The 13836-nt window shown below is 57.9% G+C and carries 11 protein-coding genes and 3 tRNA genes; 10 read left to right on the forward strand and 4 right to left on the reverse strand.

Annotation, left to right across the window (positions count from 1 at the left end; genetic code table 11):
• The first annotated feature begins 24 nt into the window (after positions 1-24).
• From tolA to ACN1CO_RS01655, 7 genes are all read left to right on the forward strand, one after another.
• Positions 25-1359 carry a cell envelope integrity protein TolA gene (gene tolA, locus ACN1CO_RS01625; RefSeq protein WP_419137168.1) on the forward strand — a complete coding sequence of 445 codons (1335 nt, stop codon included), beginning with the start codon at positions 25-27 and terminating at the stop codon, positions 1357-1359.
• Positions 1360-1474: 115 nt separating this feature from the next.
• Entirely contained in the window at positions 1475-2770 is a 1296-nt protein-coding gene (tolB, locus tag ACN1CO_RS01630; protein ID WP_313701731.1) for a Tol-Pal system beta propeller repeat protein TolB, read from the forward strand.
• A gap of 51 nt (positions 2771-2821) precedes the next feature.
• Entirely contained in the window at positions 2822-3349 is a 528-nt protein-coding gene (gene pal / locus ACN1CO_RS01635) for a peptidoglycan-associated lipoprotein Pal (RefSeq protein ID WP_090962904.1), read from the forward strand.
• 9 nt (positions 3350-3358) lie between these two features.
• Positions 3359-4153 carry a cell division protein CpoB gene (gene cpoB, locus ACN1CO_RS01640; RefSeq protein WP_090962902.1) on the forward strand — a complete coding sequence of 265 codons (795 nt, stop codon included), beginning with the start codon at positions 3359-3361 and terminating at the stop codon, positions 4151-4153.
• Positions 4154-4317: 164 nt separating this feature from the next.
• Positions 4318-4393 (forward strand) — tRNA-Lys (locus ACN1CO_RS01645).
• A gap of 70 nt (positions 4394-4463) precedes the next feature.
• Positions 4464-4539: transfer RNA gene (locus ACN1CO_RS01650), tRNA-Lys, on the forward strand.
• A 46-nt stretch (positions 4540-4585) separates the two neighbouring features.
• A tRNA-Lys gene (locus ACN1CO_RS01655) sits at positions 4586-4661 on the forward strand.
• Between the two features lie 393 nt (positions 4662-5054).
• Here ACN1CO_RS01655 and ACN1CO_RS01660 read toward each other — a convergent pair.
• Positions 5055-6530, reverse strand: a complete 1476-nt coding sequence (locus tag ACN1CO_RS01660) for an AlkA N-terminal domain-containing protein (protein WP_419137171.1) — start codon at positions 6528-6530, stop codon at positions 5055-5057.
• A gap of 158 nt (positions 6531-6688) precedes the next feature.
• On the opposite strand from ACN1CO_RS01660, the gene ACN1CO_RS01665 reads away from it, so the two are divergent.
• The 3 genes from ACN1CO_RS01665 to pnuC all read left to right on the forward strand — a co-directional run bounded on the left by ACN1CO_RS01665 (position 6689) and on the right by pnuC (position 9165).
• On the forward strand, positions 6689-7231 hold the full coding sequence (locus ACN1CO_RS01665) for a methylated-DNA--[protein]-cysteine S-methyltransferase (RefSeq protein WP_419137173.1): 543 nt from the start codon (positions 6689-6691) through the stop codon (positions 7229-7231).
• Positions 7232-7357: 126 nt separating this feature from the next.
• Positions 7358-8419 (forward strand): quinolinate synthase NadA, encoded by a 1062-nt coding sequence (gene nadA, locus ACN1CO_RS01670; protein ID WP_419137174.1) that lies wholly within the window; start codon positions 7358-7360, stop codon positions 8417-8419.
• 23 nt (positions 8420-8442) lie between these two features.
• Complete coding sequence (pnuC, locus tag ACN1CO_RS01675) at positions 8443-9165, forward strand: nicotinamide riboside transporter PnuC (protein ID WP_419137176.1); 723 nt, start codon at positions 8443-8445, stop codon at positions 9163-9165.
• Here pnuC and zitB read toward each other — a convergent pair.
• Genes zitB through ACN1CO_RS01690 form a run of 3 tightly spaced genes read right to left on the reverse strand, consistent with a single transcriptional unit; the run spans position 9159 to position 13772 of the window.
• The gene (zitB, locus tag ACN1CO_RS01680; RefSeq protein ID WP_419137178.1) at positions 9159-10142 is read right to left on the reverse strand and encodes a CDF family zinc transporter ZitB; all 984 of its coding nucleotides are present in this window, start codon (positions 10140-10142) and stop codon (positions 9159-9161) included. The genes pnuC and zitB overlap by 7 nt on opposite strands.
• Positions 10120-13176 (reverse strand): ATP-binding protein, encoded by a 3057-nt coding sequence (locus ACN1CO_RS01685; protein ID WP_419138951.1) that lies wholly within the window; start codon positions 13174-13176, stop codon positions 10120-10122. Before ACN1CO_RS01685 ends, zitB begins: the two co-directional genes overlap by 23 nt.
• Before the next feature lie 14 nt (positions 13177-13190).
• Positions 13191-13772: a response regulator gene (locus ACN1CO_RS01690; RefSeq protein ID WP_419137180.1), complete on the reverse strand. Its 582-nt coding sequence runs from the start codon at positions 13770-13772 to the stop codon at positions 13191-13193.
• Positions 13773-13836: the final 64 nt, after the last annotated feature.

Genomic DNA, 13836 nt, shown 5'->3' on the forward strand with positions numbered 1-13836 from the left:
CGAACCGTTTTTTGGGAACCGAGTGTGTCGAAGGCAACCGAGCAAAACGAGAAGTTAAAGCGCGCGATAATCATTTCGGTGATTCTGCATATCGTGCTGATCGCGCTGCTGATTTGGAGCTCGTTTAATGAGCACGTTGACCCCAGCAGTGCGGGTGGCGGAGGCAGCGATATTGATGCAGTGATGGTCGATCCCGGAGCCGTCGTGAGTCAATACAATCGTCAGCAGAACCAGCAGAGCGACAGCCAGCGGGCTGAGCAGCAGCGTAAAAAGCAGGCGCAGCAGCAGGCTGAAGAGCTGCAACAGAAACAGGCGGCTGAACAGCAGCGTCTGAAAGCGCTGGAGAAAGAGCGTTTAGCCGCGCAGGAAACCGCGAAAGAAGAAGCTAAACAGCAGGCTGAGCAGCAGAAAGCGGCTGAAGAGGCCGCGAAACAGGCTCAGGAACAGCAGAAAACCGCTGAAGCGGCGGCAGCCAAAGCTCAGGCAGATGCTAAAGCTCAGGCGGATGCCCAGGCTAAAGCGAGCGCTGAGCAGGCTAAGCAAGCCGCGGCTGAAGCAAAAAAGCAGGCTGATCAGCAGGCGAAAGCCGCTGCTGCTGCTGCAGCAAAAGAGAAAGCCGTTGCGGAAGCGAAGGCAAAATCTGAAGCGGATGCTAAAGCGGCGGCTGAGGCCAAAGTGAAAGCGGCTGCGGATGCCAAAGCCAAAGCGGCCGAAGAAGCGAAAGCGAAAGCCGCAGAAGCCAAAGAAAAAGCAGCAGAGGCGGCAAAAGAGAAAGCTGCTGAAGCCGCGAAAGAGAAAGCTGAAGCTGCTAAAGAGGCTGCCAAAGAGAAAGCTGAGGCGGCCAAAGAGGCCGCTAAAGAGAAGGCAGAAGCGGCTGCAAAAGCGAAAGCCGATGCAGCAGCCAAAGCGAAGGCCGATGCCGCCGCTAAAGCCAAAGCAGATGCCAAAGCGAAAGCGGCCGCCGATGCGGCCAATGACAGCGATGTGGATGATTTGCTGGGTGGACTCACTTCCGGTAAAAATGCACCGAAAAGCGGCACCTCAGGTGGCGCAGCAGGGCAGGGCAACCAGAAGAAAGCGGGTGCATCGGGCGCGGAAATCAACTCCTACCTGGGTCAGGTCGTGAGTGCGATTCAGAGCCGATTCTACGATGCCGATCTGTATCGCGGAAAAACCTGTGATTTGCGGATTAAACTTGCGCCTGATGGCTTGTTGATTGATGTTAAGTCAGAGGGTGGCGATCCCGCGCTCTGTCAGGCCGCGATTGCTGCCGCCAAACAGGCACGTATTCCGAAGCCGCCTTCGCAGGCGGTCTACGAAGTGTTTAAAAACGCCCCGATGCGTTTTAAACCGCAATAATGCAGTCACGGTCGGCAAGTTGATCTATGTTTAGCTTGCCGTACTTATGTTGTACTCGTGGTTTCCAGGAACAGTGCCAATTATCGTGGACTGAGGTTCAGATAAGGGAGATAAAATGAAGCAAGCTCTTCGCGTTACGTTAGGCTTTTTTATCCTGCTGTGGGCAGCCATGCTGCATGCAGAAGTTCGAATTGAGATCACCCAGGGTGTTAACACCGCGCGCCCGATTGGCGTGGTGCCGTTTAAATGGGCCGGTTCTGGCGCAGCGCCGGAAGATGTCGGCGGCATCGTAGCGGCTGACCTGCGCAACAGTGGCAAATTTAATCCACTGGATCGCTCACGTCTGCCACAGCAGCCAACCAGCGCGCAGGAAGTTCAGCCTGCCGCCTGGAGCGCACTCGGCATCGACGCCGTTGTCGTCGGCCAGGTCGCGTCAAACCCGGATGGCAGCTATCAGGTCTCTTACCAGCTGGTCGATACCGGCGGTGCGCCGGGTACGGTGCTGGCACAGAACTCGTATAAAGTGACTAAGCAGTGGCTGCGTTATGCCGCTCATACTGCCAGTGACGAAACGTTCCAGAAGCTGACAGGCATTAAGGGTGCTTTCCGTACTCGCATCGCCTATGTCGTGCAGACCAACGGCGGCCAGTTCCCGTATGAACTGCGCGTAGCTGACTACGATGGATATAACCAGTTCGTCGTGCATCGTTCACCACAGCCACTGATGTCGCCAGCCTGGTCTCCGGATGGCAGCAAAGTGGCCTACGTGACCTTTGAAAGCGGCAAATCTGCGCTGGTGGTTCAGACGCTGTCTAACGGTGCAATCCGTCAGGTCGCCTCTTATCCGCGTCATAACGGTGCTCCGGCATTTTCGCCAGATGGCTCTAAGCTCGCTTTCGCGCTTTCTAAAACCGGTAGCCTGAATCTGTATGTGATGGATCTGGCCTCAGGTCAGACGCGTCAGGTGACGGATGGTCGTTATAACAGTACTGAACCGACCTGGTTCCCGGACAGCCAGACACTGGCTTATACCTCCGATCAGGCGGGTGCCCCTCAGATTTATAAAGTCGGTCTGAATGGCGGCACGCCACAGCGTATTACCTGGGAAGGTGGTCAGAACCAGGATGCGGATGTCGCAACAGATGGTAAATCTATGGTGATGATTAGCACCAACGGTGGTGCTCAACACGTCGCCAAACAGGATCTGGAAACGGGAGCCGTTCAAACGTTAACGGACACGTTCCTGGATGAAACGCCGAGCCTGGCACCAAACGGCACGATGGTAATCTACAGCTCTACTCAGGGTATGGGTTCCGTGTTGCAGTTGGTTTCAACCGACGGCCGTTTCAAAGCGCGTCTTCCGGCAACTGATGGACAGGTCAAATTTCCTGCCTGGTCGCCGTATCTGTAATGTCTGACAATTCAGACATCGCAAACAATAAACAATAATGGGATTTTTGAAATGCAACTGAACAAAGTGCTGAAGGGTTTGATGCTGGCTCTGCCGGTTCTGGCAGTAGCGGCTTGTAGCTCACACAAGAACAACAACAATGACCAGACTGGCTCAGGCGCTGATGGCGCATACGGTGCAAATTCTGGCATGAACGGCAACGGCGGCAACATGTCTTCTGACGAGCAGGCTCGTCTGCAGATGCAGCAGCTGCAGCAGAACAACATCGTGTACTTCGGCCTGGACAAGTATGACGTTCAGTCTGATTACGCACAGATGCTGGATCAGCACGCGACCTTCCTGCGCAGCAACCCATCATACAAAGTGACCATCGAAGGTCATGCGGATGAGCGCGGTACGCCGGAATACAACATCGCCCTGGGCGAACGTCGTGCCAGCGCAGTTAAAATGTACCTGCAGGGCAAAGGCGTGTCGGCTGATCAGATGTCTATCGTTTCTTACGGTAAAGAGAAGCCAGCCGTTCTGGGTCATGACGAAGCAGCGTATTCTAAAAACCGTCGTGCCGTTCTGGTCTACTAAGAGAATCACATGGTTAGTAACTTCAGACGTCATCTGTTGAGTCTGTCGTTACTGATTGGCGTAGCGGCCCCCTGGGCCGCTAATGCCCAAGCGTCAATCAGTAGCGTTGGCTCCGGCTCGGTCGAAGACCGTGTCACCACTCTTGAACGAATCTCTAATGCCCAGGCACAGCTGATGCAGCAATTGCAGCAGCAGATGAGCGATAACCAGCGTGATATCGATGCGCTGCGTGGGCAAATCCAGCAAAACACGTATCAGTTGAATCAGGTGGTTGAGCGGCAGAAGCAGCTTTACCAGCAGATTGACACGCTGAGCAGCGCCAGCAGCAGCGGCGGGCAACAGGCAGCCGGTAGCGATGCCGCAGCGGATACAGGCGCAGCAGCAACCGCAGGCGCAGCAGCATCAACGGGAAGCGCCCCCGCGCAGACCGGCGATGCTAACAGCGACTACAATGCGGCTGTGGCGCTGATTCTGGAGAAGAAACAGTATGACCAGGCGATCAGTGCGCTTCAGGCGTGGGTAAAACGTTACCCTGATTCGACCTATCAGCCGAATGCGAATTACTGGCTGGGTCAGCTGAACTACAACAAAGGCAAAAAGGACGACGCGGCTTATTATTACGCCACGGTAGTGAAAAACTATCCGAAGTCGCCGAAAGCTGCAGAAGCGTTGTTGAAAGTAGGTGTGATCATGCAGGAGAAAAAAGACACGGCGAAAGCCAAAGCGGTCTTCCAGCAGGTGATCAAACTTTATCCAGACACCGAATCTGCTAAACAAGCTCAGAAACGTCTGAGTGGCCTGTAATTTGTCCGGTTCAGACCAGATATCGTGTGATTTCTGGTCTTGCCGTATGAAAGGTAAGCAACTGAAGCATTTAGCAGAAATAAGAGTTGCGCTACCCCGCTAAATCAGTAATATATGCCGCCGTTGCCGGGACACATTGAAAAGTGTCTGGCAAGCCTGAAGATGGGTCGTTAGCTCAGTTGGTAGAGCAGTTGACTTTTAATCAATTGGTCGCAGGTTCGAATCCTGCACGACCCACCATCTCCTTCAGACGCGCTTTTACCGCGCGGTTTTAAGAAGAACACTTCAGCATTGCTTCACAACCTAAGATGGGTCGTTAGCTCAGTTGGTAGAGCAGTTGACTTTTAATCAATTGGTCGCAGGTTCGAATCCTGCACGACCCACCATCTTATCTCAGCCGCCTGGCGCGCTGAACGGTTGTAAGCCCCCAGCGGGTCGTTAGCTCAGTTGGTAGAGCAGTTGACTTTTAATCAATTGGTCGCAGGTTCGAATCCTGCACGACCCACCAATTAAGAAAGAAGCGCCTTTAAGGCGCTTTTTTCGTTTCTGCGGTATCTGCTTAAAAGCACAATGCATCTGGCATTTAAGATAGTGGTCAATCCTGGCCTGTATCGCTATGAGATCCAGCCTGCGCAGAGAACACGGTCAGATCGGAAAGACGCAAAAGCCGTCATCCATGACACGCTCGGCCCGCGCCGTCCTGGCGCGGGACGCTTTCCTCTTCTGACCGTGTTTCCTGCACGTCGGGCTTCTGCGTTGCTTGGGGGATTAAAGCTGATTTAGCTTTCTCAGCCGTCTAAACGCGCTACTGGCGATAATGGCGCAGGATGCTTTCCTCCTCTGACCGGGTTCCCTGCTCATTTGCTTTTGCGTTGCGGGGTGAGTTGCCCTGTATCCTCCGTCACGCCTTTTTCTTTACCTTCGCCACCGCCAGGCTCTCCCAGATATGCATCACCGCATAGCTGCGCCAGGGGCGCCAGGATTGCGAGCGCGCTTCCGCTTCTTTGGATGACAGGCCGCCCAGGTTATTACGGATGGCGATATCCTCTTTGGGAAACGCATCCGGCCAGCGCAGAGCGCGCATCGCGATGTAGTGCGCGGTCCAGGGACCAATGCCAGGCAGGCTGACCAGCTTTTTTATCACCTCATCAGGCGGCTGCGCGGCGCTGAGACGCAGATCGCCGCTGGCGCAGGCGCTGGCAAAGGCGATGATGGCGCGGGAGCGGGCGGCGCTGACAATTCCCATCGGCGCAACGTCGTCCACCGTCAGTCCGGCGATGCGATCAGGTTGCGCGGTGTAGCGGGTCAGATCGGCAAAGGGCGTTTCACAGGGCTCGCCAAAGGCGGCGGCAAAACGGCTGCTGACAGTGGTGGCCGCTTTGACCGTCACCTGCTGTCCGATAATGGATCGCACGCCCAGTTCGAAGGCGTCGAAGGCGCCAGGCACACGCAGACCCGGATGTGCGATCAGGCTGGGTGCCAGCAGCGGGTCCTGAGCCAGACAGACGGCGATACGCTGCGGCTGCGCGTCGAGATCGAACAGGTCGCGCAGACGGCGCAGCAGCAGAGGCAGAACCGGCGTCAGCGAGGTGGAGAGCGTTACCTGCAGCGCGTTCTTCTGCGGCAGATGGGAAACACTGACCCAGCCCCGATAATTTCCCAGCGCCACGGTGCGTCGCCAGCAGCCATCTTCCACCGCCTCGACCTCTTTCATCAGGTGCGTCTGCAAAAACCAGAGCATCGCCGCCCAGTCATAAGGAGGGCGATAGGCCAGCCGCAGCGTCACGCGGTCGCCGGGTTGCGCACGTTTCGTGCCGGTATCGTCACGCCGCAGCGCGCTCGGCGTCATGCGATAGCGCGCCTGGAACACATCATTAAAACGGCGCAGGCTGCTGAAGCCGCTGGTGTAGGCGACCTCTGTGACCGGTAGTTGCGTCTCTGTCAGCAGCTGCTTGGCCAGCAGCATGCGTCGCGTCTGCTTCAGTTCGAGTGGCGAGACGCCGAGTTCATGCTGGACGATGCGGCGCAGCTGACGCAGGCTGAGACCGAATTCAGCGGCAATCGCCTCCAGGCCTTCGCGCTCTTCCAGCACGCCTTCTTCGATGCGCTGAATCAGCTGCTCCGCCACGCGATGCGGCTGATCGACTGGCGCATTGCCAGGAGCCAGCTCAGGCCGGCAGCGCAGGCAGGGTCGGAAGCGCGCTTTCTCGGCCGCCTCTGCGCTGTTAAAGAAAAGGCAGTTCTTCTGCATCGGCGCTTTAACCGGGCAGATCGGACGGCAGTAGATACCGGTTGAGGTCACGCCCACAAAGAAAACGCCGTCAAAGCGGGTGTCACGAGAGGTCAGCGCCTGATAGGCAATGTCGGGATCAAGCATGGCATTTCTCCGGTAAATAAGCGCAGCCTACACCGGTGAATCCCGGCAGACTGGCTGTTTTCGGACAGCACAACAGTTTATAGCCATGACCGAAAACAGCCAGTCAGGCTGATGAAAAGTGCGATACTGGGTGACGGAATCGTGACGGGAGAATCACCATGTACTACTTCAAACCGATAGTTACCCCGGTGGGCGAACTTAAACTGGTCGCCAGCGATAGCGGCCTGGCGGGGATTTTGTGGGAAAACGACGATCCGAAACGCACCCGGTTTTTGCCGCAAACGCGCGATGACGATCATCCCATTCTGATCGAAACCGAGCGTCAGCTCAGCGAGTACTTTACCGGTGCGCGTCGCTGTTTTGAGCTGCCGCTCGACATGGTCGGCACCGAATTTCAGAAAAAAGTCTGGCAGGCGCTAGTGGCGATCCCGTTTGGTGAGACCCGCAGCTACAGCCAGATTGCCAGGGAGATCGGCCATCCACTGGCGGTGCGAGCGGTTGGCGCGGCCAACGGTCGTAATCCACTCTCTATTGTCGCGCCGTGCCATCGCGTGATCGGTTCCAACGGCAAGCTGACCGGCTTTGCGGGCGGGCTGGATATCAAAGCCTTCCTGCTGGCACTGGAAGCGCCGCAGAAACCGCTGGTGCTGGCGGATGAAACGCAGCCGGGCAGGGTGGGTGCAGTGATACAGCCAGAGTAAATATCTCACGACACAGTGTGGCTTTTCCGCTATCGTGTTTAGCATATAAAACACGACGGCGGATTCATCGCCATTATTCGCCTTATCAGGCGATTTTCGTTAATTAGACAAAACGAGAGCTGTGTCATGAGTGTGATGTTCGATCCTGAAAGCGCCGTTTATCCTTTCCCGCCTAAACCCGCCCGCCTGAATGATGACGAGAAGGCGTTTTACCGTGAGAAAGTCAAAGCGCTGCTGAAGGCGCGTAACGCGGTGATGGTGGCACACTACTACACCGATCCGGAAATCCAGGCGCTGGCGGAAGAGACCGGCGGCTGCGTTTCTGACTCGCTGGAGATGGCGCGTTTCGGCAGCAATCATTCAGCTACCACGCTGCTGGTGGCAGGCGTGCGCTTTATGGGCGAAACCGCCAAAATCCTCAGTCCCGAAAAAACCGTGTTGATGCCGACTCTGCAGGCGGAGTGCTCACTGGACCTCGGCTGTCCAATCGAAGAGTTTAACGCCTTCTGCGATGCGCATCCCGATCGCACCGTGGTGGTCTATGCCAACACCTCGGCGGCTGTCAAAGCGCGGGCCGACTGGGTGGTGACCTCCAGCATTGCGGTTGAGCTGATTGAGCATCTCGATAGCCTGGGCGAAAAGATCATCTGGGCACCGGATCGTCATCTGGGCCGCTACGTCACCCAGAAGTCGGGTGCGGACGTGCTCTGCTGGCAGGGTGCCTGCATTGTGCATGACGAGTTCAAAACCCAGGCGCTGCAGCGCATGAAAGCGCTCTATCCCGACGCAGCGGTGCTGGTGCATCCTGAGTCACCGCAGGCGATTGTCGATCTGGCCGACGCGGTTGGCTCGACCAGCCAGCTGATTCAGGCCGCGAAATCCCTGCCGCATCCGCAGATGATTGTGGCGACCGATCGTGGCATCTTCTACAAAATGCAGCAGGCGGTGCCGGATAAAGAGCTGCTGGAAGCGCCGACAGCCGGCGAGGGCGCAACCTGCCGCAGCTGTGCTCACTGTCCATGGATGGCCATGAACGGCCTTAAAGCCATCGCAGAGGCGCTGGAGACGGGTGGGCTGGAACATGAGATTCAGGTGGATGAGACGCTGCGAGAGGCGGCGTTACTGCCGCTTAATCGCATGCTATCCTTTGCAGCGGAACTTAAACTCAACGTGAAGGGCAACGCCTAAGCGTTCCCGGACAGGTGCTCTGCATGGATTTCTTCAGCACACATAATATTCTGGTTCACATTCCGCTGGGTGCCGGAGGCTACGATCTCTCATGGATCGAGGCCATCGGCACGCTGGCAGGCTTACTCTGTATCTGGTTTGCCAGCTTAGAAAAAATCATCAACTATCCGTTCGGCCTGATTAACGTCACGCTGTTCGCGGTGATCTTCTTTCAGATTCAGCTCTACGCCAGCCTGCTGCTGCAGCTCTTCTTCTTTGCGGCCAATATCTATGGCTGGTACGCCTGGAGTCGTCAGACCGAGGATCACCAGGCGGCGCTGAAAATCCGCTGGCTGCCGCTGCCCAAAGCGCTGGCCTGGACGGCGGGCTGTATCATTGCGATTGCGCTGATGACCCTCTACATCGATCCGGTATTTGCGCTGTTAACCCGTGCGGCGGTGACGCTGATGAATGGCCTTGGCCTGTCGGTGGCGATGCCTGTGCTGCAGCCGGATGCTTTCCCGTTCTGGGACTCCTGCATGATGGTGTTGTCGATTGCGGCGATGGTGCTGATGACGCGCAAATATGTTGAGAACTGGCTGCTGTGGGTCATCATCAACGTGATTAGCGTGATGATCTTCGCCCGCCAGGGTGTCTATGCGATGTCGCTGGAGTATGTGATTCTGACGCTGATTGCGCTGAACGGATCACGTATGTGGATCCGCAGCGCGCGGCAACAGGGTTCCCGCGCGCTGTCGGCTCAGTGAGTGTGCGCTTCGCCTTTAGCGTGAGCGTGGTCATGATCATGGTCGTCAGAATGACTGTGGTCATGGCCGGCCGCGCTGCTTAAGCCGAGTTCACACTCGGCGCCGGCACAGGGCTGGTACTCCATCTGCACCGTCGCGTGCGCAATCTGATAGTTCTCGCGCAGATAGTCATGAATGCGATGCAGCAGCGCATCGTGATCGTAAGGCGGGATCACCTGCGCATGCAGCGTCAGCATCGGCTTTTCGCCCACCTGCCACAGATGCACATGGTGAACATTGCGCACCTCGGCGATGTTCAGGGTGAGATCCCGTGTCAGCTTGTTCACATCCAGTGAATGCGGTGCCCCTTCAAGTAACTCCTGCAGACTCTCACGCAGCAGCGACCAGGCGCTGCACAGCACCAGCAGTGACACCAGCAACGACAGAATCGGGTCGATGGGCGTCCAGCCGGTCAGCAGGATGATCACCGCCGCCACAATCGCGCCCACTGACCCGAGCAGGTCACCCATCACATGCAGCGCTGCGGCCCGGACGTTGAGGTTCTTCTCGCCGCTGCCGTGATGCAGCAGCCAGAACGACAGAATATTGGCCAGCAGGCCACCAATCGCGATCCCCAGCATCAGTCCGCCGGTCACCGGCTGCGGGTCGGCAAAGCGACGTACCGCTTCCCAGACGATCAGCGCAGTGATGCCCAGCAGCGCAATCGCGTTAACAAATGCCGCTACCGTGGTCAGACGTAGCAGGCCAAAGGTGTGGCGTGCATTGGGTTTACGGCGTGAGAAATGAACCGCCAGCAAGGCCATCAGCAGTGCTGCAGCATCGGTCAGCATATGGCCGGCGTCAGCCAGCAGCGCCAGTGAGCCTGAAAGCCAGCCGCCAATCACTTCAGCAACCATGAAGACGACGGTCACCCCGAAGGCGGCCGCCAGACGCGTGCGATTACTATCCTGCCCGCTATGAGTGTGGGTATGTGCCATAAGTTTCCAGTTTTTTCAGTAACCTGTTTGCTAATAATATCAGTAATTGCCACGTCTCAGACGTGTCCTGATTCTGTTTTACCTGCTCCGTCAGTTGCTGGCTGAGCTGCGCGCCATGCTCCAGCCCCACCAGTAACCAGCTTCCTTTCATCCGATGTGACGCCTCGGCGAACTGCGTCCAGTCCGCGCGCTCGTGCGCCTCCTGCATCGCGGCCAGATCCTGCGTCACCGTGCTGTGCAGCGTCTGGCTCAGACGGCTGAGGAATTTGTCATTCTGCTGCGCCAGCTGCCACAGATTGTCATCCAGCGACGCCAGCGGGTCTTCCTGCCACTCCTGCTGCCACTCTGCCAGCAGCGCGCTGAGATCGGCTAACTGCACCGGTTTGATCAATACCCGCTCCCGCTCCTCAAGCGGTCGTGACAGCAGCTGCGCGTCAGCCGAGCAGATTACCCGCATCCCCTGACGTTCCCGCTGACGGTCACGGCGACGCAGTATCCGCAGCAGCAGCGTGCCGTCAGGACGGGGCATCATCTGGTCGATAAACAGCAGGTCATAAGGTTGCTGCGCATCGGCCTGCAGTAGCGCGCGTCCCTGTTCGAAGATGTCTGCCTGAATCGCAAAGCGCGCCAGCTGCTGCTGCATCACCAGCAGATTGGTCGGATGGTCATCAACAATCGCCACCCGCAGCTGTGGAAAGCCCGGCAGGGCCGTCTCGTCCATATGGCTTGCCGGTGCGCAGATCTCCAGCGGCAACGACACGGTGACCTGGGTGCCGTGACCGGGTTCAGAGGCTAGCCGGATGTCACCGCCCATCCGCAGCACCATTTCCCGGCAGATGAACAGTCCCAAGCCGCTGCCCTGTACTGAAACGGATTTTCCGGACGGCGCCTGATACCACGGGTCAAACAGCTTCTGCTGTTCCTCTGGCGGAATACCGCTGCCACTGTCGCTCACCGTCAGAATCAGTTGTTGATCCTGTGCGGCCACAGTCAGGCGAATCGCGCCGTGGCGGGTGAATTTCAGCGCATTGGTCATCAGGTTATTGACCACCTGCTGCAAACGGTCGGCATCGATCAGCACCGTGTCAGGCAGCGGCGTGAGCGCCTCGACGATCAGTCGCGGGCCATCAGCGCGCATTAACGGATGATAAAAGTGCTGCTGCTGACTGAGCCACTGCGCCAGCGCCAGCGGACGGGGTGCCAGAGTGAAACTGTTGCTCTCGATACGCGCATGATCCTGCAGGTCGTTCAGCAGGGTCAGCAACGATTGTGCGCTGCTGTGCAATAGCCTCAGGTTCTGGCTGCTGTGCTGCTGCTTCTCCAGCTCCAGCAGTCCGAGGATCGCCTGCATCGGCGTGCGCAGCTCATGGCTGACGGTCGCCAGAAACTGGCTCTTCATCGCGTTAGCGTGCTCTGCCTGTTCACGCTGCTGACGTTCGCGGCGCTGCTGCCAGTAACGGCGCGCCAGCAGCAGTAACAGCAGCACAATCGCCGCACCGGCCACCGACAGCACCATCATCGGCAGCGAACCCATTACCATCACGCTGCCGGGCTGCGGCGGGGTAGACCAGCTGTCACGCATCTGGCTCTGGGTATCGGCCGGGATTTGCTGTAGAGCGCGATCCAGCAGCGAGCGCAGCACCGGCTGATCGGGTGTGACACCCAGTGCGATTGGCCAGGCGATATCACTGGCGGCAAAGGCCAGGTGGATGCGGGCATCATCGCGGCTGGCGATGCGCCAGCGGGCAGAGAGCACGTTATCGACCAGCACATCTATCTGCCCTTTTGCCAGCGCGTCATAGAGGCTATTACGATCGGCAAACTGCTGTGGCTGCAGATCTGCAGGCAGCAGACGCAGCGCCAGGTCATCCTGCAATACGCCGATCCGCTTGCCACGCAGGTCGCGCCAGTGTGCCAGTGACTCGGTCTGGATGCTGTAGATGCCCCACAGCGCGCGCCACACCGGCAGCGAGGTGCTCTGCATCGCATCCCCGTTCAGCGGCTGCATTAGTTGCAGCATCGCCTGTTTTTGCTCAATCAGCGCGCGGGCCTGACGTGGATTACTGACCCACACCGGCTCAAACTGCAACCCGGTGCTCTGTGCTATCGCTTTCAGCAGGTCCACGCCGTAGCCTCTGGCGGTTCCGCTGGCATCGCGGTAGCTCCAGGGATAATTGTCCGGTTCGGCGGTGTAGGTAATACGCGGATGATCGGCAATCCAGGCGCGTTCAGCGGCGCTGAGCATCAGGGTCTGCGTATCCTGATAGCGTGGCAGATTACTGCTCCAGCGCGCCTGCAGCGTGTTCATCAGTTCTGCAGGCAACTGACGCAGGCTCTGATTAATCCAGCTGATCAGCTGGGGATCGCGTGCCACCGCACGCAGGTTGAGCTGACCGGCCTCAATGTGGGAGGCGATCTGGTAAATCTGACCCTGCTGCAGCTGGCTCAGCAGGAAACCGGCGCTGGTCTCATCCGCCACCACATAGTCATTCTGTTGATTGAGCAGGGTATAGAGCGCCTGCAGGTCGCTGCTGTAGCGTCGCCAGCTGTGGCGGGCTGCCAGCGCAGGCGGCAGTTGAGCCAGCGTGCTGTCGCTGATCGCCAGTTGGGCATTCTGGCTGTTAAACATCACGGCACGCTGGTTTTGCTGATTGCGATAGACCCGCAGCGGGCTGCTGTACCAGTTATCGCTGCTCAGGGTGCCGGCTGGAAGGGGCGTGACCCACATGCCCAGCGCGAAATCGATCTGGCCGCTGCTGAGCGCCTGCATCAGATGTGGCTGATCGCTGTAGAGATTGAGCGTGAACTGCGCGCCGGTCAGCTGTCGCAGCGCGGAAAGATAGTCGGCATTGATGCCGTAGAGGTCGTTGCCGATGCGCATCGCCCAGGGCGCGTGGTTCTCTTCCAGCAGGCCGACGCGCAGGATTTTGCCCTGCATAGTTTCCGCGTGCGTCACCGGCAGCATCATCGGCAGATTGACGCTGCTCACCGGACGGACCTCAGCCAGCGCGGAGCCGCACAGCACCAGCAGCATCAGCAGAAAAACTCTCACTGCTGCGCTTTCCACAGGTCAGCCAGTTCCACGACCGAGCGGGCACCGGTCTTTTCCAGAATGTTCTTTTTATGGGTGCTGACCGTTTTGTTACTGATGTGCAGCTGGGCGGCGATTTGCAGATTGGACAGGCCGCTGGCCAGCAGTGCCAGAATCTGACGTTCTTTCTGGGTCAGCGGAAGTTCAGGCTCATCATCCATCTCCGGAAACGCCGTCTGCCCGCCCAATATCGCCAGGATGGCACTGAGCAGTTGCGCCATGCGCTGACTTTTCACCACGTAACCGGCAGCACCCAGCGCCTGGGCACGACGCACATAGTGGCGGGTCTGCTGCGCGGAGTAGATGAGAACCGGGCATTCAGGACGATGGATCTTCAGGCGACGCAGGAACTCCAGTCCATCGCTATCCGGCAGGCCGATATCCAGCACAATGATGTCCAGCGGCTGCTGAAGCAGAGGGCGGGCGGCTTTTTCACTGCTGGCAGAGAGGAGCTGAACCGGAATGGGTGACTGGCTCATGGCAGCTTCAAGTGCCACTTCAACCAGCGGATGATCGTCAATCAGAAGCAAAACGGCCATGAAGGATTCCCTGTAAATTTCACAGGATTAGCATAGCGGAAGAGTGGGGCAGAGGGGAGAAAAA

The organism is Pantoea sp. R13S299 (genome assembly GCF_048515925.1).
Taxonomy (GTDB): Bacteria; Pseudomonadota; Gammaproteobacteria; order Enterobacterales; family Enterobacteriaceae; genus Pantoea.